Raw genomic sequence first — 21,830 nt, forward strand, 5'->3', positions numbered from 1 at the left:
CCGACCATGAGAAACAGACCCGCCAAACACCCCGGCTCGGCCCGACCATCCAAGCCATCTACCTCTCACCATCCGAAACATCACCGATCACCCCCGACAAACCGAAACCCACCGCGACCTCGACCGCCACGAATCCCCGATGGGGTTCCACCCCCACAACCACAAAGACCAACCCGAGAAGACCAGACCAACTCCGATAAGACCTGCAGCTATGACACTTCCGGCAAGGAGAGCCCTGTGGTGAACGTCGCCTACCTGTACCCCTGGGACGTGGTCGGTGACCCGTCGGCCCCGCGCCGCCTGGCCGAGCTGGGCGTCGAGGCGGTCGCGCTGGCGGCCAGCTACCACTCGACGCGGGCGGCCACGCCGTACCACCCGGCACACCGCGTGCTGGACGTGCCGTACCCGGCCTTCTACCTCCCGATCCGCGAGTCGTCCTGGGGCCGGCTCGTGCCCGCCGCCCCCACGTGGACTCCTGCCGACGCCTACCTGCAGGCCAGGGACGCGCTCAAGGCTGTTGGCCTCAAGGTGCACGCCTGGACCGTCCTCACTCACAACTCCCGCCTCGGCGCCGCCCACCCCGACCTGGTCGTCCGCAACGCCTTCGGCGACGCGTACCCGTACGCGCTGTGCCCGTCGCACGAGGACGTCATCGAGTACTGCGAGAATTTGGTCAGAGAGATCCTGGACCTGGGCGAACCGGACGGCCTCATCCTGGAGGCGTGCGGCCCGATGGGCTTCGGCCACACGAGCGTGCACGAGAAGACCTCCGGCGCCGACTGGACTCCCGCCGACACGGACCTCCTCTCCCTCTGCTTCTGTACGAACTGCGCCTCCCGCTACCCCGAGCCGACCAGATTTGTCATCCGCTCCGCCATAGACCGGACCACGCCAACCCCCACACCAGACGGCACCGCGCCAACCCCCAGAACGAACGGGACCACCACGGCCCCCACAACAAACGGGACCACCACAAACTCGACAACAAACGGGACCACGAAAGACTCCGCAACAGACGGGAGCGCGACGGACTCCGCAACAGACGGCCGAAAGGCGACACCCGCCACAAGCGGCGCTCCCACCAGCCCGGCGGCGAAGGCCCGCACCACCGGACCCACGGCACGCTCCACACCCGCCACGCCCCCTGCAACCGGCCCGACGACCGTCGACCAAGCTCTGGGCGACCTGGCGGACGAGGTACGCGAGATCCGCACAGCGCTCACCACCACCCTCCGCCGACGCCTGATCAGCGTGGCCAGGCGAACCGCCCCGAACGTCCCCATCACCGTGCACGCCAACCCCGACCCGTGGGCAACCGGCGCCTTCGCTCCCCTCCCCGCAGGCGACCCCGACGTCGACGTCCTGGTCGGCAACTGCTGGGGCGCCCCCGCCACGGACGCCGCCCGCCTGACCCGCCTCGGCGAGCTCGCCACCGCGTCCCAGCGAGTGGGCGCCTACGTCCTCGCCCTCCCACCCCGCCCCGCCGACGCAGAAGTGCTGGCCGACCAGCTCAGGACGTACGCCAAGGCCGGAGCCGCAGAATTCCACCTGTACCACGCCGGCCTGGCCAGCCCCCAACGCCTCCAGGCCCTCACCAAAGCCCTGAACCTCTACCGCGAACTGCGATGACCGCGAGCGCTCTCAACAGTGAGGCTTGATCACCGAGGAAGCCTCCGGTGTGGTAAAGGTGCCGAATCTGCACCGCTCGGAGGCTTCATGGCCCGACCGTAACGCGCGTTCAATTGCTACGCCCGGCCACCCACCACACTTCACGACCCCCACCGCCCGCGACACCCTCCCAGCCCGACCAACGGGCCCGACCAGCCACCTCGCACCCCTCCCCCACCGACCAAACACACCCGGCCAGCCACCCCCAACACCCTTCCCCACCGACCAATACGCCCAACCAGCAGCCCCCCAGCACCTCCCCCAGCAGACCAACGCCCCCACCGCGACCCCAACACCCTTCCCCACCGACCAACACGCCCAACCAGCAGCCCCCCAGCACCTCCCCCAGCAGACCAACGCCCCCACCGCGACCCCAACACCCTTCCCCACCGACCAACACGCCCGAGCCGCAACCCCAGCGCCTCCTGCAGCAGACCAACGTGGCTTACCGGCGACTGTGGCATTCCTTCTAAGCCGACCAACGTGCCCTACCCGGCTCTCTATCTCCAGCGCCCCTCAATTCGGCCGACGTGCCTTCTCCGGCCTCTCCCGAAATAACGCCCCTCACGGTCTCCCAGCCCTGACCCCCGGCTTCCGCCGAGAGCAACGCTTCGGCCATGATCTTCCCCATGGACCGCAACAAGTCGGGGCCCCCGGTCTGGATTCGCTGCGCCGACTTCCCCCTCTGACGCCACACTGTTGTCCGCGGCCATCACGTGGTCTCCTTCGGTCTTGACTTGCGCCTTCGAAGGATCACGAGATGGCCGTCACCATTTACGGCGGCACACCGCCGACCCGACCTGTAACCACCGAGGTAAGACGCAACGTCGAACGCGCCCACCCGAGCGACGAGACGCCCCAATCGAACCGACACTCCCCAAGCAGCAGCCGCACACCCCCGCGCTGCAAGCTCCCCTCAAACGGCGCACTCAGCCATCCCACGCCCCAGACCTTCGCCACGCAGCCTTCAACCGCACCCCACACACAGCCCCATCACCACCCGACGCCACGAGCTCCCCACCCAACGAAACGCACCCTCCCCACCGCCAGACCTCCCATCAGCACCTCAACCCGCGCACGCCACAAACCCCTCACCCAACCCACACTCCAAGACCTCTTGCAGGCAGCACACTCCCCGCCCCATCGCGCGGACTTGCCCGGCGGCTGCTCCATGCCCTAGGTCACGTCCACGGACGTGGTGTAAGAACCGATCTTCGCGTGATCCTGTTTCTGCAGGTTAAGCGGTAAGTGTCTGTGGGAGTGGGTTCTGGGTGGGTGTGTCGCCGGCAACGACGCGGATGCGGGCTTTGGCGAGGATGTCCAGGCCCATGTAGCGGCGGGCTTCGACCCATTCGTCGGTCTGCTCGGCCAGTACGGCGCCGATGAGGCGGATGATCGCCGTGCGGTCGGGGAAGATGCCGACCACGTCGGTGCGGCGGCGGATCTCCTTGTTCAGCCGTTCCTGCGGGTTGTTCGACCAGATCTGCGGCCAGATCTCGCGGGGGAAGGCGGCGAAGGCCAGCAGATCGTCCCGGGCGGCGTCCAGGTGCTCGGCGGCGGTCGGATGCTTGGCTTCCAGCGTTTGCACGACCCAGGCGTGCTGGGCGCGCACCGAGGCGGCGTCCGGCTGGTCGAAGATGGTGCGCACCAGCGTGGCCACGAACGGCTGCGCGGATTTGTTCACGCAGGTGAGCAGGTTGCGCAGGTAGTGGGTGCGGCAGCGCTGCCAGGACGCCCCGGCCAACGTGGCGCCGATCGCGGCCACCAGCCCGGCGTGGCAGTCGGAGATCACCAGCTGCACTCCGGACAGGCCGCGGGCGACCAGGCCGCGCAGGAAGGCCGGCCAGCCCGCGCCGTCTTCAGCCGAAGTGACGTCCAGGCCGAGGATCTCGCGCCGTCCGTCGGCGTTCACCCCGGTGGCGACCAGGACGTGGACGTTGACGATCCGCCCGCCCTCGCGCACCTTCTGCGTCAATGCGTCCAGCCAGACGAACGTGTACGGCCCGGCATCCAGTGCGCGGGTGCGGAAGGCGTCGACCTGCTCATCGAGCGTCTTGGCCATCTGCGAGACCTGGCTTTTGGAGATGTGCGTGATGCCGAGCTGCTCGATCAGCTTGTCGACACGGCGGGTGGAGACGCCCAGCAGGTAGCTGGTGGCCACGACGCTGATCAGTGCCTGCTCGGCCCGCCGCCTGCGTTCCAGCAGCCAGTCCGGAAAGTACGAGCCCGACCGCAGTTTCGGGATGGCCAGCTCGATCCTGCCGGCCCGGGTGTCCCACTCACGCGCCCGGTAGCCGTTGCGCCGGTTGGTCCGCTCGGTACTGCGCCGGCCGTAGCCGGCCCCGCACAGGGTGTCGGCCTCGGCCGACATCAACGCCTCGGCCATGGTCTTCACCATGGATCGCAACATGTCGGGGTCGCCGGACTGGATCTGCTGCGCCAGCCACTGCTCGGGCGTCACACTGTTGTCCGCGGCCATCACGTGTCCTCCTTCGATCTTGGACTAGCTACTCGAAGGATCACGCGATGGCCGTCACCATTTCACGTCACCACGCCAGCTGACCAGGTCAAACTCGTACACCACTCCCGTGGACGCAACCATGCCCTATCTCGCCAAAATGCGGCAACCCTTATCGGTCGCAAGGCCTTTGGTCACGACGTCATCGATCACCAATCCAACGTTTGATCACAAAAGCTCGTCCAGGAGCCGGTAGTAGTACAGGCGTTCCTCGTCGATGTGATCGACAAGGGCGTAGGCGGAAAGGAACTCCGACCAGGCCGCCGGACCGTGGTCCTCGGACAAGTCTCTGTGAACGATGGCAAGGTCGCGGTACCGGTCGGCCACGCCCAATGCCGGCACATCGATCACCACGGGCTCTCCCGAGGCGGGCACCAGCACGTTGGACGGGGTGTAGTCGCCGTGCGCAACGACAAGATCCGCGACGCGCGGGCGCGTGGCGAGCAGTCGTTCGTAGATCATCTCGGGTGTCAGCCCGAGATGATCGGCGTCGAAGTCGTCCGGGTCCACGAGGCCGTCACGGACGTTGGCGCCGGCACGTGCGAGAACCACCGGCAGCCCGCCGTTGAAGGGACACTCGGCGACAGGCAACTCGTGCAGCATGCGCAGCGTCCGGCCCAGCACGGCGCCTATGTCGGCGGGAGCGGCGGCTTCTGACGATGGAGCGCCCACGTCGGCGATGACGAGAACGTCGTCTTCGAAGGCGACCACCTCAGGGACGGGGATCCGTCCACGAAGCCAGCGCAGCCGCAAGTACTCGGCTCTGGCGAGTGGGCCGTGCTTGACGTAGAACACCTTCGATCCCGACACCGCCCTCAGGGCCGTACCGCTGGCTCCTTCATGGTCGGCCGACCAGGACACATCCGGTCCGATCAACCGGCGAAGCCGGTCTGGAAGCTTCATGAATCACATCCTCATTCCGTTTGATGCATCGAGGCGAGGAGCGATCGTCAGGTCTGACGAGGTCGGGCACCTCACCCCCTAGTCGAATTCGTTGAGCCGACGTGAGCACCGCCACGCATCGATTCCGCTCAGCGCGCGGGTGCGGCTCTCACTCGCGCGGTATCCGCTCTGGCTTCCGTGTGAGCCGCGCCGGCTCCGGATACGTATCACCCCATGAACGATGTGCGAATCGTGTACCGAAAGTACGGAGGCGCACTGCACTGGAATCACCCCGGCCACCTGCTCGGTGAGGACGAGCACGGTGTCTGGGTGGAGGTTCCAGTCGGGACGTTAGCCAGAAAGGGCACCGACCCGCCTATCCGCTTGAAGACACCGGTGACCATGCTGTTCCCCCGAGACGCCTGGTGGACCGCTTCCTTCCACGTGCCGCCCCACAGAAGCGATCTCTACATCGATGTCACAACGGTCCCCGAGTGGCGGGACGACGAGGTCACCATGCTCGACCTCGACCTGGACGTCATCAAGTTGCGAAACGGGCGCATCATCCTCGACGACGAAGACGAATTCGCTGAGCATCAGTTGCTTCTCAATTACCCGACCGATTTGATCACACAAGCAGAGGAATCAGCTCGCTGGCTGCTCAACGCGGTCAGCGCAGGCCAAGGCCCATTCGGCGGCGCACACTTGGCGTGGCGAACGAAGACTTCCTGAACGTATCAAGCGAGAGACCCGATGGCAGGGCCGGCCGTACCATCACAGCAACTGCCGGAATTACCGCCGCACTCACAGCCGCACCATATCACCGGGCAGCCGTAACCAACCCACTCTCATACGCCGCGATAACGAGCTGCGCCCTATCCCGCGCTTCCAACTTGGCCAGCAGCCGGGTGATATGTGTCTTCACCGTCGCCAAACTCACGTGCAAGTGAGCTGCTATCTCATTATTCGACAGCCCTCTCGCAATCAACACTAGCACTTCCTTCTCCCGCTCGGTCACGCCGTTCAGCCCTTTCACCCTCGGCATAACCGGAGTGCGGGTGAACTCCTCGATCAGCCGCCGCGTCACCGCAGGCGACAGCAGCGCGTCCCCACGGGCGATCACGCGTACGGCCTCGAGAAGGTCCGCAGGCGGCGTGTCCTTCAGCAGAAAACCGCTGGCACCGGCCCGAAGCGCGTCATACACATAAGCGTCGAGGTCGAACATCGTCACGACGAGCACCCGAGAAACGTCTTTGATCCGACGCGTAGCCTCAATGCCATCCATTTCCGGCATTCGCACGTCCATGAGCACCACATCGGGCCGCTGCGCCAAAGCGACCTCAACGGCTTCCGCCCCGTTCGACGCCTCGCCCACCACCTCAAAATCAGGCTCGGAATCGACCAGTACCGTGAAACTGCCCCTGATCAGAGCCTGATCATCGGCGACGACCACGCGAATCAAGAAACCTCCCCATAGGGCAATGTCGCGAAAACCCGATACCCTCGATCAGGGCGGTTTCCGGCCTCGAACGTACCGCCGTACATCATGACCCGCTCCCGCATGCCGATCAGGCCGTGCCCAGAGCCTTCCGCAGGGGGTGAGGCGCGTCTCCCGGGCCCATCGTCGAGCACCTCGATGCGCACCTCCCTCTCCTCCACCGTCACGGACACGTGACACCGAGCGGGAGCCGCGTGCTTGGCCACGTTCGTCAGCGCCTCCTGCACGATGCGATAGACCGACAGCCCCACACCCTCCGGCAGCCGCGCCCAACCCTCAGCACCGCTCGCCGCAGACCGGCCCGCCGCTCGGCCACCCACCGCAGAACCACCCACCGCAGAACCAGCCACCGCAGAACCCTCCGCCGCAGAACCCTCCGCCGCAGAGCCACCCGCCGCGGGACCACCTGTCGCGGCGCCGCCCGCGGCGGTGTCCGGGATGAAGCGCAGGTCCAGCTCGGCTTCCACTCCTGCCAGCCGCGCCTGCTCCACGAGGCCCTGGATGCCGGCCGGTCCGGGTGCAGGCACGCGTTCGGGCGCCTCCGACGACCGCAGCACGCCGAGCAGGTGACGCATTTCCACGAGCGCACTTCGGCTGGCCGTCTCGATCACGCGCAGGGCTTCGTGAGCCTCCTGGGGCCTGGACGCCAGGACGTGGTTGGCGACCCCCGCCTTGACGGCGATCAACCCCACGTTGTGCGTGACCACGTCGTGCAGCTCGCGAGCCAGTCGTAACCTCTCCTCGCTGACGGCCTGCGCGGCCAGGCGCTCCGCCTCGCGCGCCGCGTAAGACCTGCGCTCTTGCACGGCTCTCCCGATCGTCCAGGCCCCGCCCAGCGCTCCGATGCCCCACAGCGGCTGGTCGAGATGCGCCACCCAGCCGGGGGCGCCCGTCTGCGACGTGCCAGCGACCGTCAGCCCAAGGACGGTGACCAGGCTCACCGCCGCGATGGCCGACGTCGGAACGGCGGCGCCGAGCCTGCCGGACAGGGCGACGATGTACAGCGCGTATGCGGGCGCGAGATAGGCGTGCCCCACCGCCCCCGCCAGCGCCGTATAGAGGGCGAGCACCAGAGTGAAGCAGAAGACGGGCATGGGCCACACCCTGCGCAGGGCGAGCGGCAGGCCCAGCGCCAGCGGAAGGGCCACGCGCATCCACGGCGGCATCGTCACGACGCCCGCCATGACCGTGAACAACAGGAACGCCAGGCACAGCCCCGCCAGGAGATCGAGCACGATCAGCTGGCGAAGGCTCAGCCGCCTGGCGAAGAAGGGATGCGTGTCGTTCACGCGTTGAACCGTAGCCGCTGCGGCGGCGCGGCACGTCAACCCAGGGTCTGACGTTGAAGTTCGGACCGTGGTCCGACGCGCCGGCACGCCGCCGCCCAGCATTCTTTTCGGCGTGATCGAAGTTCAGCACCTCACGAAGCGCTACGGCGCCGCCCTCGCCGTCGACGACCTGTCCTTCACGGTCGAGCCCGGTCACGTCACCGGCTTCCTCGGGCCGAACGGCGCAGGCAAATCCACCGCGATGCGCCTGATACTCGGCCTCGACGCGCCGACCTCGGGCCGGGCCCTGGTCAACGGCCGCCCCTATGCGTCGCTGCGCAGACCGATGCACGAGGTCGGCGCGCTTCTCGACGCGAGCGCGGTCCACGGGGGCCGCAGCGCTTACGACCACCTGCTGAGCATGGCTCTCACCAACGGCATCGGCCGCGCCCGCGTCTCCGAGGTGCTCGAGCAGGTAGGCCTGGCGAGCGTGGCGCGCAAGCGCGTGGGCGGCTTCTCGCTGGGCATGAAGCAGCGGCTCGGCATCGCGTCCGCGCTGCTGGGCGACCCCGGCGTGCTGATCTTCGACGAGCCTGTGAACGGCCTCGACCCCGACGGTGTGCGCTGGATCCGCGACCTCATGCGCGGTCTGGCCGCCGAAGGCCGCACGATCCTGCTCTCCAGCCACCTCATGAGCGAGATGGCCCTCACCGCGGAGCGCATCGTCATCCTCGGCGGTGGCCGGCTCATCTCGCAGGCCACCGTCGCCGAGCTGACGGCCCGCTATCCCTCGCTCGAAGACGCCTACCTCGCTCTGACCGCCGGCGACGTGCGCTATGGAGCCGCCCGATGACACCGTTCCTCGCACGCACGCGACGGCTCCCTACCGCCCGGGGCAACGCCGGCCCGGCCACTCGTCAGCGTGGTCGGCCGGGCCGGCTCTGCTGCACGTCACCGTCCCATACGGTCGGCCTCTGCGGGCACGCCCGGCCTGCGACCCGCCTGCACGCAGCACGACCGGCTCCCCGCCATCGCCCACCATGCCCCCTGACCGGCCCGCACGCAGCGCGACCAACGCTCCGCCGTCACGCACCACCACCCCTGACCGGCCCACACGCAGCGCGACCACCGATCCACCAGCGCCCACCACGACCCCTGATCGACCCGCACACAGCGCGATCACCGATCGGCCGTCGCGTACCACGATCCCTGATCAACCCGCACGGCAGCGCAACCGGCGCTTGGCCGTTACGCACCACGACCCGGCCCGCATGCAGCGCAACCTGCGCTCCACCATCGCACGCCTTGGCCCTGATCGGCTTTTAAATAGCGGACCGGCCACACGCCCACACGTTCCTCAGCCCGTGACCAGCGTGAGCATCGCGATCAGCACACCATCCGGACTCACAATCCCCGGTCCTTCACCGCCCTGCACGCGTCCCTCGTCGGCACTCCGTCGACGCGCGGCCATCCCGCCCCTGACCAGAAAGCGAACCCTGAGATGAGCGTCCTGACCTCCGAGTACGTGAAGCTGCGTTCGGTCCGCTCGACCTACCTGATCGTCGGCCTGGCCCTCAGCACGATCGTGGCGGGCCTCGTGCTCGCCGTCACAGCGGCGGGCACGTACGACACGGCCCCGCCGGAGCGGCAGGCCGTCGCCAGGATCGCGAACCTGGAAGAGGCGTTCGTGATCGGCCCTCAGCTGGCGATGGGGGTCCTCGGCGTCCTGGCCATGACGTCCGAATACACGACGGGCTTGATCAGGACGAGTCTGGCGGTCGTGCCCCGCCGCTGGCCGTTACTGGCCGCCAAGGCGGTCACCGTCGGCGTCCTGTCCCTGGGGGTCGGCGCCGTCACGGTCTTCGGCACGTACGCGGCTGCCAGGAACGCGATCGGTGACCGGTTCTCCGGCGCCTACGCGATGGCCTTCGGAGAGCGGCTGCCGCTCCTGCTGGCACTCACGGTGACTGTGCCCGTGTTCGCGCTGCTCGGCCTGGGGTTGGGGGCGATGCTGCGCTCACCGGCGGCCGCCATCGCCGCGATCGCAGCGCTCGTCTACGTGATCCCGATCATCGTCGGGAACCTTCCCGAACCCTGGAGCGAGAGCCTCGGGTCGTTCATGATCGGAGCGCTTCCCCGCCAGCTCGTGGGCGAGACCAACGCGTCCTCGGTCTACGGCTCCCTGCTGTCGCCGCCGGCGGCCGCCATCGTGCTGATCGCGTACGCGATCGTCCCCCTGCTCACCGCCACCGCACTGATACGCCGAAGGGACGTCTGACATGCCTCATCCGGGTCGCCTGCTGCGCGCGCTCCTGCGCGCCGCCGGGCGGGTACGGCAGGCGTGGAGACCTGCCGTACCGTCCGGATGCCGCTCACACCTCGAGCACCACCGGGATGATCATCGGCCGGCGGCGGTAGGTGTCGCTCACCCAGCGGCCCACCGTACGGCGCACGACCCGGCGGATCTCCTGCATGTCGACCACGCCGTCCGCGGCCTTCTCCTCGAGGGCCCGCTGGATCTGCGGGATGAACTCGTCGAACTGCGCCGGATCGATGCCCGAGCCGCGCGCGTGGATCTCCGGCCCGGCGGTGAGCTTGCCGGTGTTGGAGTCGACCACGACCACCACGGAGATGAAGCCCTCGTCGCCGAGGATCTTGCGGTCCTTCAGGGACGTGTCGGTGATCTCACCGACGGAGGAGCCGTCGACGTAGACGTATCCGGCGTGGACGGCGCCCACGATCCGGGCGCGCCCGTCGACCAGGTCCACGACCACGCCGTCTTCGGCGATCACGATGTGGTCCTCGGGCACGCCGGTCAGCGCCGCCAGTTTGGCGTGCGCCCGCAGGTGACGCCACTCGCCGTGCACGGGCATGAAGTTGGAGGGGCGCGTCAGGTTGAGCACGTAGAGCAGCTCACCGGCGGCCGCGTGGCCGGAGACGTGCACCTTGGCGTTGCCCTTGTGCACGACGCGGGCACCCCACCTGGTCAGGCCGTTGATGACCTTGTTGACCGCGGTCTCGTTGCCGGGCACCAGCGACGAGGCCAGCAGCACGGTGTCACCCTCCGCGATGCGGATCGGGTGGTCGCGGTTGGCCATCCTCGACAGCGCCGCCATGGGCTCGCCCTGGGAGCCGGTGCAGATCAGCACCACGTCCTGGGGCGGCCAGTCCTCGATGTCGCGGGAGTCGACGATCAGGTCCGGCGGCACCTTGAGGTATCCGAGGTCGCGGGCCACGCCCATGTTGCGCACCATCGAGCGTCCGACGAGCGCCACCTTGCGGCCGTGCTTGGCGGCGGCGTCCATGACCTGCTGGATGCGGTGCACGTGGGAGGCGAAGCTGGCCACGATCACCCGCTGCTCGGAGGTGCGGATCACCTCGTCGATGACCGGCGCGATCTCCCGCTCGCTGGTGACGAACCCCGGCACCTCGGCGTTCGTGGAGTCGGACATCAGCAGGTCGACGCCCTCGGAGCCGAGCCTGGCGAAGCCGCCGAGGTCGGTGAGGCGGCCGTCGCTCGGCAACTGGTCCATGCGGAAGTCACCGGTGTGCAGCACGATGCCGGCGGGAGTCCTGATGGCGACGGCCAAGGCGTCGGGGATGGAATGGTTGACCGCGAGGAACTCGCAGTCGAAGGGTCCGAACACGTGCCGTTCGTTCTCGACGACCTCGCGTTTGACCGGCTGAATGCGGTGCTCGGTCAGCTTGGCCTCGATGAGTGCGAGCGTGAGCTTGGACCCGACGAGCGGAATGTCGCGCCGCTCGCGCAGCAGGTACGGCACCGCCCCGATGTGGTCCTCGTGGGCGTGCGTCAGCACCACGGCCTCGACGTCGTCGAGCCGGTCCCTGATGTACTCGAAGTCGGGCAGGATGAGGTCGACACCCGGCTGTTCGGGCTCGGGGAACAACACCCCGCAGTCGACGATCAGCAGGCGGCCGTCGAACTCGAAGACGGCCATGTTCCTGCCGATCTCCCCCAATCCGCCGAGCGCGACGATGCGCAGGCCGCCCTCGGGCAGCGCCGGCGGGGGGCCAAGCTCAGGATGCGGATGGCTCATGCCCGGCCCCCATGGTCAGATCTTGTTCTCAAAACTCCCGGTTCCTCCCCGTTCCTATGTGTCTGTCAACTTCACCCCGCCGGCCACCAGGCAAGCACGCAGCTCGGCGATTTGCTGTTCCGTGGCGTCCACGAGCGGCAGGCGTACCGGACCGACCGGCATGCCCACCAGGCTCAGCGCCGCCTTTGCCATGATCGCGCCGCCCGCTCGCAGCATGATCCCGTCCACAACCGGAGCCAGCTGAGTGTGCACGGTCAGGGCCTGCGCGACTTCGCCGCTCTTGTACAGCTTGATCATGCGCGCCAGCTCGGCCCCGACCACGTGCCCGACGACGCTGACGAAGCCGGCCGCGCCGAGCGAGAGCCAGGCCAGGTTGAGCAGGTCGTCACCGGAGTAGAACGCGAGGTCGGTCGCGGCCATCACCTGGCTCGCGGCGAACAGGTCGCCCTTGGCGTCCTTCACGGCCACGATGCGCTCGTGCTGGGCCAGCCGCAGCAGGGTTTCAGTCTTGATCGGTACGCCGCTGCGTCCCGGAATGTCGTAGAGCATCACCGGCAGGTCGGTAGCGTCGGCGACGGCGGTGAAGTGCCGATACAGCCCCTCTTGCGGCGGCTTGTTGTAGTACGGCGTCACCACCAGCAGGCCATGAGCTCCGGCGCGGGCCGCCTGCTTGGCGAGTTCGACGCTGTGGCGGGTGTCGTTGGTCCCCGCCCCCGCGACCACGGTCGCACGGTCCCCGACCGCGTCCAGCACAGCGCTGACGATGCGCTGCTTCTCCTCATCGGAGGTGGTGGGCGACTCACCGGTCGTCCCGTTGACGATCAAACCGTCGTTTCGCTGCTCGTCCACCAGATAGGTGGCAAGACGTCGCACAGCCGCGTAATCGACCTCGCCGTCGGGGGTGAACGGCGTGACCATCGCGGTCAGCATGCGACCGAAGGGCGCGTCGGTGGTTCCAGTTGGCGATGCCATAGTGCGAACGCTACCCGGATTCAGAAAATCATTGGACGCCGCCACCCCGCTTCGCCCACCTGGAGCCGTCTTTTGACCGCTTTCACGGGGTTCTGTACGCCTCAGTGCGCCTCGCCGGACGGCTCGACCGCGCGATGCGACGCATGTCACTCAGCGTCGCCGCCCTGCGCACCTCACTTGGCATCACCGCCATGCCCACCACCCTTCGCAGCACCGCCGCGCGCACCACGTTGGGCACCGTCGCCATGCGCACACCACGCTTTGCAGCACCGCCGCACGCACCACGCCAGGCACCGCCGCCATGCCCACCACGCTTCGCAGCACCGCCTCGCGCACCACGCCAGGCACCGCCGCCATGCGCACCGCACCTACCGACCGGCCCGGCTACCCCGTCGCACGCCAGCCACGTACCTGCTCCACCTGGGCCGGCGGGTGGCTCAAGGTGGGGTCGGTGGGCGGGTTGAGTCCAGCGGGTGGCGTTCGTTCATGACAGCGGGTTCGCACGTGAACGGCGAACGCGGCATCGCCGTCCGAGGACATGCGTGCTGCGAACGCGCCCTCGCCGACCGAGGACTGCGTGCCGCCAACGCGCCCTCACCAACCGAGAACACGCGCGCCGCCAACGCGCCCTCACCAACCGAGAACACGCGCGCCGCCAACGCGCCCTCACCAACCGAGGACTGCGTGCCACGAACACGGCCTCGCCGGCCGAGGAGACGTACCGCTCTGGACCAGGGTCGGAAGGTACGGCTCCGGGCCGGGGCGCCGGAGGAGCGGTGGCACTACCACGTGTCGATACGCCTCATTCGATCATTGGCGGCATCCGCCACCTTCCACTGGGGCTACACCACCTTGACTCGAAGCCTGCGAAGCGGCCTTGTGCTTCCAGAGCCGCCCAAGAGGTGACAGCACCGCTCAAGCAGCGGCATCGGCTGACCAGCCGGGACTCGGCCCTCCACTGCCGTACAGGAGGGACAACCGGGCGCGGACGCACCGGCGCAAGTGCGACATCACGGGTCGCGGGAGCAGGGAGACCATGCCGGCGAGTCAAGAGATCTTCGACTTCTCGTCAAGAAAAGGCTGTCTCACCTGGCCGTACGTCACTAAGGTAGGCGGCTGTCAGGCAGAGCCGACATGGAAGAGGTCGCCGATATGTGCTCGGGGGTACACACATCGACGACCTCTATCGGAGAATCGGTCGCCCTTACACCGGCGTTACACGGTTTCTCCGATAATTTTCCGCCATCGCAAAGTTGGGGCTCCAGCATCCCTCGATGACGGTCGGTTACCTGCCGAATACGGCAACATAGGGCAACGCCTCACACGAACCCCCAGGGATGGACTAGTGGCCACCTCAGATCCGGTCTACCTGCGTGTCGTCGAAGACATCCGGCGACAGATCACCGACGGCACCCTTCCCCCCGGCGCGCCCATTCCTTCGCGGGCGCAGCTGACCCGCAAATATCAGGTCGGCGAGACCGCCGCTCGTCACGCGCTACGTGTGCTCGCGGGCGAGGGCCTCATCATCGGCCGCGTTGGTTCGGGCCATTACGTCCGGGAACGGCCCGACTTGATCGCGTTGCACCGATGGCGGTTCCTTGACCACCCCGCCCCTTTCGCCGCGGACCTGCAGTCGCAGGGCAGACGCGTCACGTGGGACTGGCACAGCGAGCTGGCCGAGGCGGGCCCCGATATCGCGCGACGGCTCCGCGTACCCGAGAACGCCACGCTGACCAGGACCCGGTACGTCTTCCGAGGCGACGGCAGGCCGCTCCAGCTCGCCACGTCGTACGAAATGCGGGAGTTCGCGTCCCACAGCGACGAGGACAGACGCGGCTTCGTCACGAAGATGTACGCGCACGGCATAAAGATCACGGAAATCGTCGAGAGCGTGCACACCCGCATCCCCCGCCCGGCGGAGAGCGACGCACTCGACCTGGCGGCCGGCGTGCACGTGCTGCATGTGGAGCGTACGCACTGGGCGGGCGACCGGCCCGTGGAGACGAGCGACATCATCATCCCGGGCGACCGGTTCCGGGTCATGTACAGCATGCCCGTCTAGATCACGGTCACCCGCCTGTCCTGGACGGCGAGCTCCGGGCGAGCACCTTCTCTCTCGCCCGGAGCTCCCCTTTTTTTCCACCCGGCACAGCCCATCACGCGCCCGGTACTCAGCACGGTCATCCGCCGGCCGGCACTGTGCCGATGCGCCCCTCCACATCGCCTCCCTGGCGGACACACGCCGCCCCTCTCCCCGGAGCGCCTCAAGCTCTCCCCCGGAGCGACGCGCGCGCTCCAGAACACCACGTCACGTGCTTCTGCACGGCTTCATAGCTGCCGGCTGTGCTCGGGCTTCTCACGAACCTCGCGGGCAGGTGGATTTCGGGTCATCTTGGAGCGCGCTCGCTCGGCGACACTACTGCGGCTCACCGGATGGAACCTCGGGGCAGGCCTACAGCTTGGTGCACGGGGATTTCGCTCACCGGAGTCCTGCGTTCGTCGCGGAACGGGCCAGGCAGGTGGAGCTGGTGCTGCTGCGGCTCGGCTCCCGCCCGGTCTGACGCGGCCGCGACCACTCGGGTAAGTGGGCGGGTGGTCCGGCAAGGGACAGCCGTGTGGCCGGCCGGGCACCCGGTGAAGCAACCGAACACGTGGTCAGACAAACGTCCGGAGAAGCCACCCGGACGCCCGGAGAAGCGATCGACCGGGTGGCAGGGCAGAGGCCCGGAGTGGTGATCATGCAACCGGTCAGCCGCCGCAGAGAGGCGACCGAGCAATCGGCTGGCCAACGCAGAGAGGCGACTGAACAAGTGATCATGCAGACGCAGAGCCTGTGACCGAGCAAGCCGCCAGCCGGGCACCTGGAAAGGCGGCCAAACAAGCAGCCAGCCACGTCCTCGGAGAAGTGTCCGAACAGGGGCCGGGGCGGCGACTGAACAAGCGCCCAGCCAGACACCCGAGCGGATAAGCGACCAGCCAGACACCCGAGCGGATAAGCGACCAGCCAGATACCCGAGCGGGCGGCCAGGTCAGCTGCCGGGCAGGCCACGGGGCGAATCACTGGGCGGGTGAGCAGGCCGGGCTGTCGGATGGGCGGTCAGCCGGGTAACCGCCGGGCGCAACCCAGGGGGCAGGTCGCTCGAGTGCATTCGGTGTCTCTCACCTAGCGGTACGCGCCGTTCTGGGACGCGCAGCCTCTGCGGAAGGGCGGGCGTAGCCGGACTCCTTGCGCTAGGCACAGACTCTTGCGCTGTACGCAGGCTCCTTGCGTTGGACGCTGACAGACGGGCTTCCACGTAGACCCCGTGTGGGGCCACGGGAGACGGGAGATTCGCGGCTTGGGAGCCGATCGCTTGGAGCGAAAGCTGGAGGCGAACGCGCAGGTCAGAGATTGTCGGTGGCCGTTGATACAACGGGGGCGGAGGTTGCCGATGCGAGTCAAAGACCTGTCCAAAGGTGATCGGCCGCGCGAGCGGCTCATGGCCAGCGGTGCCGCCGCGCTGGCCGACCGTGAGCTGCTGGCCGTGCTGCTCGGTTCCGGGTTCCGGGGTGCGAGCGCGCTCGACCTGGCCAGCCAGGTGATCGCACATTGCGGAGATCTCGGTGGCCTCGGCCGTTCGGACCCGCACCGGTTACTCGCGCTGCCCGGGATCGGGCCGGCCAAGGCGGCGCGGGTGACGGCGGCGTTCCATCTCGTTCGCCGAGCGGAGGCCCTGCCTGAGCGCGAACGCATCACGAGCACGTCCGACCTCGCCCACGCCTGTGCCCCGCTGCTCCATGGCCGGGCCCAGGAGCGGCTGGTCATGGTGGCGTGCGACACCGGTGGACGGGTGCTGAAGCGTGCGGTGCTGACCGAGGGCGCAAGCGATCACACGGTGCTGCCCATACGCGAGGTGATCAGGGAGGTGCTGACGGCGGGCGGCGCGGCGTTCGGGCTCGCCCACAACCATCCGGGCGGGTCGCTCGACCCGAGTCCCGAGGATCTGGAGGCCACGGCCCGGTTGCTGGAGGCGGCGGAGACGGTCGGGCTGCGGCTTCTCGATCACGTGATCATCTCGGATGGGGCCTGGAGACGCATTCCGCTATAAAGCCATTTTCCACCGGACGAGGGAGGCGGGATTCCGCAAACGGCATGATCCCGCGTATAGCGTCGAACGCCAGTTTTCCAAGGGATGACCATGAGAACCTAATCCCGCGGGTAGGCCGTTATGGACGTCAGCCGGCCATTACTCGCCTTGGACGTGGCTCCATGCCCCCTTGAAGTCGCATGGGGCCATGTTCATGGTCCTACGCATGATCCCGGGTGAAGCCCGCGCCTCGTCAGTGGGGTTCGGGCAGGCGCGTCGCCCGGGATCATGCGGGGACGACGCAGGGTGCGTGGGCGACGGCTGCCGAGGGCGTGCCATAGTCAGCGGTCTCCGGTGCGCCAAGTACTGGACGATGGCGCGTACCAGGCACCCACTGCTCCCTTGTCACCGGGCGGGTGGCGACCCCGTCCGGTGACACTGCGTTCATCGCCTTCCCTTCACAGAGCCCGCAACAGAAAGTCGGAGTCACTGGTTGGGAAGAGCTTCACCGGAGGCCGTTCACGCGGCAGACTGTTGGTGCGGCCATCGCGCTTGCTGTCCTTCGGAACTGCGTCTTCGAGGGACCGCGGTGGCCGTCACCATTTCTGTCTGCGTTGTTTTCCAAGCGCAGGTTGCGTCCGCGTCGCGTCCGTTCGTGTCGTTTTCGCGCGCATCATCTCCCGTCGAATCGCATCCGGGCACATCTTTTACCTCTGCGCCGCTTCTGCGCGCCCCCTTCCGTCGGATCACATCCGTACGCGCCCCTTCCCTCCGCGCAGCTTCCACGCGCCCCCTTCCGTCAGGTCACATCCGTACGCACCCCTTCCCTCTGCGCCGCTTCTGCGCGTCCCTTCCGTCGGATCGCATTCGGGCGGATTGCCTCCGCCTGTGGTGCCTCCGCGCGTATCACTCTCTTCTCCGTCACCTCTGTGCGCGCCACTTTCTTCTGCGTCGGCTTCTTTTTGCTGGCGTTTCCCCACTTGCGCGTACATGTCCGGCATGGCGATGCGAACCTTCTGCCTCTCGAGCCGACGAACGCGAGGGCCCTCCAGCAGTTGAGCTCGCTGGCCACAATTTGCACATAATTCCCGACGCTTCGCCTTGCTCCGCATCCCCGGCCAGCCGGGCAGGCTAGAAGGCGGCTGGACGACCTGGGGCAGGAACCACGGTGACTGCGCCATCTCGTCCACCAGGCTTTACCTGGAAGCCTTGGCGACCTCGCCTTCGCATCCACCAGGCCTTTCCCGGGAACAAAGGTGACCTCACTTGGGAAATGGATCATAAGCCCTGGTTCTCGATTGGCCTTCCTGTCGCCGTTCCGTTGGATACTCTTGAGGCGTGCTGAATCGCGAGGGCGACAGATATCTCTATCTCCAGATCAGCGAGGTCATCCGATCGCGGATCATCGCCGAACACTCGCCTGGAGATGTGATTATCAGCGAGGCGGGAATCCAGCGGGAATTCAACGTCGCGCGCACGACGGCACGCAGAGCGATTCGCGTGCTGCGCAATCAAGGGCTGGTCCACACCAGGCAGGGGCAGGGAACATTCGTCAGCGCACCAGGTGAAATACGACCGGCGGGCCGGACTATACCGCTTTATCGGCATATCGCTGGAGAAATCCGGGAGCGGATAAAGGGCGGTGAACTGGCCGCAGGGCAACAGATTCCCAGCGAGATCGCGTTGGTGCGGACGTACGGGGCCGCGCGCGAGACCGTACGGCGGGCCATTTCGCTGCTGCGCGAAGAGGGGTGGGTGTACAGCGTTCCGTATCGTGGCAGCTTCGTCTGCCAGGAGGAACGGTGGCCGGCGGCGCCCGACCATCGGGTGCCGGGGAAGGCCGAAAGCACGCCGGCCTCGAAACCGGCCGGCGAACGACGGTTCAGGGCGCGGCGGGGCAAGCCGAGCTGACGCGCGCGGCATAGGGCAAGCCTGAGGCAGTGGTCCGTGGGAGCCGTCGCCGTCCTCAACGGTAAGCGGCGGATACCAGCGCCCTCGGCGGTGGGCGGCAGTCGTCAGCGTCCTCAGAGGTAGATTGCACCGGACACGTCCACAGCGGTGCGTGGCGTTGATGGACGTCCAGCGGTATGTGGCGGCCCTGGCCGTCCTCGCGGCGCGTGGCGACCCTGGCCGTCCTCGGGATGCCTGGCAACCGTGCTCCTCCTCGCGGCGCGTGGCGACCCTGGCCGTCCGCCATCCCGGTCGGTGATGGTCACCCGCCGATTCCGGATGGGCCGGCAACTTGGACTGATGCAAGGCGGGGTGCGGCAAGGAGACTCCGGCTGAAGCCACGTAGGCCCTGCAAGGCACGGCGCTGCGACGTCGGCGTGACCCGCCACCGGTCATATGGCGGGCGGAGCGGGTGTTGCCTACGAAGCGGCAAACGCCGGAGCGATATGCGGGTGGCAGGCCGGTCGGCGCGGCGGCTGGTGTGCGTGGCAGGTGTCAGCGACGGTCCAAGGTGGGAGTGCTAGCGCTTCGCCCGAGAGTGGTGGCCGTTCGAGCATGGCCGTGCCGGCAGGTGCCAGGAGGCAGGGATCCGTGCTGGAGGCGGCGCCTCTCTCAGCGGCGGTCTCAGGCGCGGCACTACTCGCATTCGGCGTTACGGTCTCAGACGCGGCACTCCCCCGCATTCGGCGTTACGGTCTCAGACGCCACACTCCCCACATTCGGCGTTAGGGTCTCAGACGCGACACTCCCAGCATTCGGCATTACGGTCTCAGGCGCGACACTCCCCGCATTCGGCGTTAGAAGACGGGGATGATGTCCTCCGGGTCGACGACGTCCACCTGTACGCCCTCTAGGTCGAGCTCCGGAATGGCGGGGAAGTCGATCCCCCAGCGCTCGACGATGGCGCGTACGTGGGCCATGGCGACCCGCCAGTTCTCGGCCTGTTCCTCGTACGACAGCACGCCGAGCCCGGCCTCCCTGGCGTGGTCCATGAGGACGCGGTGGTTGGGCAGGAAGTACGGCGGGAGCTCCCAGAAGCCTTCAGGCGGCTCCCAGAGGATCATGCTGAGGAAGACGAACCCGGCTCTGAGCTGGCGAGTGATGAGAACGCGGGTGTCGTCGGTGAGGCCGGGCCACTCGTTCTCCAGGATGGTCATGCAGATCTGGAGGTGGCGGGACTCGTCACGGCCGATGCGCTGGAACATCTCGCTGAAGACGGGATGACGGGTGCCCGAGGCCATGCCGCGGAAGAGCGTGGATGCGGCCATCTCGCCCATCATGAAGCTGGTGAACAGGACCGGCAGCGAGTACCGGCCGACGGCGGCGCTGTAGCCGTTCCAGTAGCGGCCACCGTTGTGGTAGAGCCAGCCGATGTTGTTGTGGGCGGCGGCTTCGAGGTCGTCGGACGGGGTCCAGTCGAGGGGGCCGCCGGGCCACAGGCGGGCGATGGTGCGCTGGCAGCACTCCTCGTGGTTCATCTCGTCGCGGGTGATCGAGAAGAAGCACTTCCTGACCGGGTCCTCCTCGTGTCGCTCGAACGCCTGGATGGTGGCGCGGGCGAAGACGGCGGGGCCGGAGGCGTCGAAATTGGCGAGCACCGAGAACCAGTACATGATGCCGAGCCGCTGCTCGCGGGTGAACTCGCCAGGGTCCAGGGCGTCCCAGGGCAGGTCGGCGGGGTTCCAGACGACGCGTTTCGACTTCTCGTAGATGGCGGCGAGCTTCTCGGTCTCGACTCGCCACTCCATCGGGTAGATGTTGGGCTGTGGGATGTCCGGCGCCGGCCAGAAGCCGCCGTCCGGGATCGTGAGGTCCGCCATGTGGCACCTCCTCTCCCCTCCTGCCTTTCCCATCCTGCGCGGCGTTATCGCAGGCAGGCATCGCAGGGGGTGAGGTTGCCCGTTCCGGCGGACATCGTCGGTGTGGCGTTCAGGTGGTGGCGGCGTTTTCGTGGTCGGCGTGGTTTCGGTGGTCCGGGCTGCTGCTGCGTAAGTGGTGGAGGTTCGTGCCGGCCTTCGATGCGCTCCGGCTCGAAAGGGCGCGTTGGGCGTCAGTCCAGGCGGTCTCGCGGAGTGCGTCCCGGCGCCGGGACGGCCTCGGAGCGGTGTCGGGGGCGCGACGCCGGAACGGCGCGGGGAGCACGACGCCCAAGCGGACCGGGAGGCGCGCCGCCGGAACAGCACGAAGAACACAACGCTAAGGCAACGCGAGGAACGCAACGCCCGGGCAGTGCGAGGAATCCAACGCCGGAGCAGCACGGGGGCGGTGGCCTATCGCGTTGCGGCGGGGCGCGGGTTCACGATCACTTGGGGAACGTGTGCGGCACCCACGGTCATCGCAAGGACGAAACGCTCACGACGCGGACCCACCTGCTGATCATGATGCCCGGTACGCGCAGTAGAGTGACTGACATGCCGTTCTCCACGGAGCTCGTGCGCGACTTCGTGAACACCTTCGACGTCGAAACCCAGGCGGACGAGCTGTCCTCCCCTTCGGAGCTGGCCCTGTGGCTGCGCGAGCGCGGCCTGGCCGGCGCCCACGACCACGCCACCGACGACGACCTGCGGATCGCTCACGAGCTGCGTGAGAGCCTGCGGGCGGCGCTCAGGCGCGAGGCGGCCGACCTGCCGCAGCTTCCTCTGCGGGTGCTGGTGACTCCGGAGGAGGGTCCGGGTCTGGTTCCGGTGGCGGACGGCGTACGGGGCGGGCTGGCGCGAATCGCCGCGGCGGTCATGACGGCGTCGTGGGACCGGCTGAAGGTGTGCGCGGAGGGAACGTGCCAGTGGGCGTTCATCGACTCGTCGAAGAACCGTTCCCGCTCGTGGTGTTCCATGAGGGTTTGCGGCAACCGCACTAAGACACGCGCTTACCGGGCGAGGAAGCGGGGTTCGCGTCGTCCTCAAGGGTCAAACACCGATACGGTGTAACTCGTGCCTTGTGGCATGAACG

At 67.7% G+C, this 21,830-nt stretch carries 14 protein-coding genes and 1 pseudogene; 8 read left to right on the forward strand and 7 right to left on the reverse strand.

Going from position 1 to position 21,830, the window contains the following annotated elements:
- Positions 1 to 237 precede the first annotated feature (237 nt).
- Positions 238 to 1,629: a hypothetical protein gene (locus ACGFIM_RS13035; protein WP_393199214.1), complete on the forward strand. Its 1,392-nt coding sequence runs from the start codon at positions 238 to 240 to the stop codon at positions 1,627 to 1,629.
- A 1,276-nt stretch (positions 1,630 to 2,905) separates the two neighbouring features.
- Here ACGFIM_RS13035 and ACGFIM_RS13040 read toward each other — a convergent pair.
- Both ACGFIM_RS13040 and ACGFIM_RS13045 read right to left on the reverse strand, forming a co-directional pair.
- A complete protein-coding gene (locus ACGFIM_RS13040) occupies positions 2,906 to 4,147 on the reverse strand; it encodes an IS256 family transposase (protein ID WP_393199217.1) in 1,242 nt (413 codons plus the stop codon).
- 207 nt (positions 4,148 to 4,354) lie between these two features.
- Positions 4,355 to 5,089: an aminoglycoside 3'-phosphotransferase gene (locus tag ACGFIM_RS13045; RefSeq protein WP_393199220.1), complete on the reverse strand. Its 735-nt coding sequence runs from the start codon at positions 5,087 to 5,089 to the stop codon at positions 4,355 to 4,357.
- 213 nt (positions 5,090 to 5,302) lie between these two features.
- On the opposite strand from ACGFIM_RS13045, the gene ACGFIM_RS13050 reads away from it, so the two are divergent.
- Positions 5,303 to 5,800, forward strand: a complete 498-nt coding sequence (locus ACGFIM_RS13050) for a DUF402 domain-containing protein (RefSeq protein ID WP_393199223.1) — start codon at positions 5,303 to 5,305, stop codon at positions 5,798 to 5,800.
- Positions 5,801 to 5,888: 88 nt separating this feature from the next.
- Here the strand turns inward: ACGFIM_RS13050 and ACGFIM_RS13055 are convergent, their stop codons facing one another.
- Both ACGFIM_RS13055 and ACGFIM_RS13060 read right to left on the reverse strand, forming a co-directional pair.
- Positions 5,889 to 6,530 (reverse strand): response regulator, encoded by a 642-nt coding sequence (locus tag ACGFIM_RS13055; RefSeq protein ID WP_393199226.1) that lies wholly within the window; start codon positions 6,528 to 6,530, stop codon positions 5,889 to 5,891.
- The gene (locus ACGFIM_RS13060; RefSeq protein ID WP_393199229.1) at positions 6,527 to 7,855 is read right to left on the reverse strand and encodes a sensor histidine kinase; all 1,329 of its coding nucleotides are present in this window, start codon (positions 7,853 to 7,855) and stop codon (positions 6,527 to 6,529) included. Before ACGFIM_RS13060 ends, ACGFIM_RS13055 begins: the two co-directional genes overlap by 4 nt.
- 112 nt (positions 7,856 to 7,967) lie before the next feature.
- Here ACGFIM_RS13060 and ACGFIM_RS13065 point away from each other — a divergent pair.
- Positions 7,968 to 8,621: pseudogene (locus ACGFIM_RS13065) on the forward strand (ABC transporter ATP-binding protein); the annotation flags it as partial.
- A 714-nt stretch (positions 8,622 to 9,335) separates the two neighbouring features.
- Entirely contained in the window at positions 9,336 to 10,112 is a 777-nt protein-coding gene (locus tag ACGFIM_RS13070; protein ID WP_393199232.1) for an ABC transporter permease subunit, read from the forward strand.
- 94 nt (positions 10,113 to 10,206) lie between these two features.
- Here ACGFIM_RS13070 and ACGFIM_RS13075 read toward each other — a convergent pair whose 3' ends face one another.
- Both ACGFIM_RS13075 and dapA read right to left on the reverse strand, forming a co-directional pair.
- Positions 10,207 to 11,892, reverse strand: coding sequence for a ribonuclease J (locus ACGFIM_RS13075; protein ID WP_393199235.1), 1,686 nt, complete (start codon positions 11,890 to 11,892; stop codon positions 10,207 to 10,209).
- A gap of 54 nt (positions 11,893 to 11,946) precedes the next feature.
- Complete coding sequence (gene dapA / locus ACGFIM_RS13080) at positions 11,947 to 12,864, reverse strand: 4-hydroxy-tetrahydrodipicolinate synthase (RefSeq protein WP_393199238.1); 918 nt, start codon at positions 12,862 to 12,864, stop codon at positions 11,947 to 11,949.
- Between the two features lie 1,345 nt (positions 12,865 to 14,209).
- On the opposite strand from dapA, the gene ACGFIM_RS13085 reads away from it, so the two are divergent.
- The 3 genes from ACGFIM_RS13085 (at position 14,210) to ACGFIM_RS13095 (ending at position 18,842) form a co-directional block, all read left to right on the forward strand.
- Positions 14,210 to 14,926 (forward strand): GntR family transcriptional regulator, encoded by a 717-nt coding sequence (locus ACGFIM_RS13085; RefSeq protein WP_393199241.1) that lies wholly within the window; start codon positions 14,210 to 14,212, stop codon positions 14,924 to 14,926.
- Between the two features lie 1,291 nt (positions 14,927 to 16,217).
- Complete coding sequence (locus ACGFIM_RS13090; RefSeq protein WP_393199244.1) at positions 16,218 to 16,952, forward strand: RadC family protein; 735 nt, start codon at positions 16,218 to 16,220, stop codon at positions 16,950 to 16,952.
- A gap of 1,317 nt (positions 16,953 to 18,269) precedes the next feature.
- Entirely contained in the window at positions 18,270 to 18,842 is a 573-nt protein-coding gene (locus ACGFIM_RS13095; protein ID WP_393199247.1) for a GntR family transcriptional regulator, read from the forward strand.
- 836 nt (positions 18,843 to 19,678) lie between these two features.
- Here ACGFIM_RS13095 and ACGFIM_RS13100 read toward each other — a convergent pair.
- Positions 19,679 to 20,701, reverse strand: coding sequence for a hypothetical protein (locus tag ACGFIM_RS13100; RefSeq protein ID WP_393199249.1), 1,023 nt, complete (start codon positions 20,699 to 20,701; stop codon positions 19,679 to 19,681).
- Between the two features lie 495 nt (positions 20,702 to 21,196).
- Between ACGFIM_RS13100 and ACGFIM_RS13105 the strand changes: the two genes are divergently transcribed.
- A complete protein-coding gene (locus tag ACGFIM_RS13105; protein ID WP_393199252.1) occupies positions 21,197 to 21,808 on the forward strand; it encodes a CGNR zinc finger domain-containing protein in 612 nt (203 codons plus the stop codon).
- Positions 21,809 to 21,830 lie beyond the last annotated feature (22 nt).

It is taken from the genome of Nonomuraea sp. NPDC049309, from assembly GCF_043196965.1.
In the GTDB taxonomy this organism is placed as follows: domain Bacteria; phylum Actinomycetota; class Actinomycetes; order Streptosporangiales; family Streptosporangiaceae; genus Nonomuraea; species Nonomuraea fastidiosa.

Coding starts and splice junctions, on each gene's coding strand:
- ACGFIM_RS13040 (WP_393199217.1), bottom strand. CDS start 4,147: ATGGCCGCGGACAACAGTGTGACGCCCGAGCAGTGGCTGGCGCAGCAG.
- ACGFIM_RS13070 (WP_393199232.1), top strand. CDS start 9,336: ATGAGCGTCCTGACCTCCGAGTACGTGAAGCTGCGTTCGGTCCGCTCG.
- dapA (WP_393199238.1), bottom strand. CDS start 12,864: ATGGCATCGCCAACTGGAACCACCGACGCGCCCTTCGGTCGCATGCTG.
- ACGFIM_RS13100 (WP_393199249.1), bottom strand. CDS start 20,701: ATGGCGGACCTCACGATCCCGGACGGCGGCTTCTGGCCGGCGCCGGAC.
- ACGFIM_RS13075 (WP_393199235.1), bottom strand. CDS start 11,892: ATGAGCCATCCGCATCCTGAGCTTGGCCCCCCGCCGGCGCTGCCCGAG.
- ACGFIM_RS13045 (WP_393199220.1), bottom strand. CDS start 5,089: ATGAAGCTTCCAGACCGGCTTCGCCGGTTGATCGGACCGGATGTGTCC.
- ACGFIM_RS13050 (WP_393199223.1), top strand. CDS start 5,303: ATGAACGATGTGCGAATCGTGTACCGAAAGTACGGAGGCGCACTGCAC.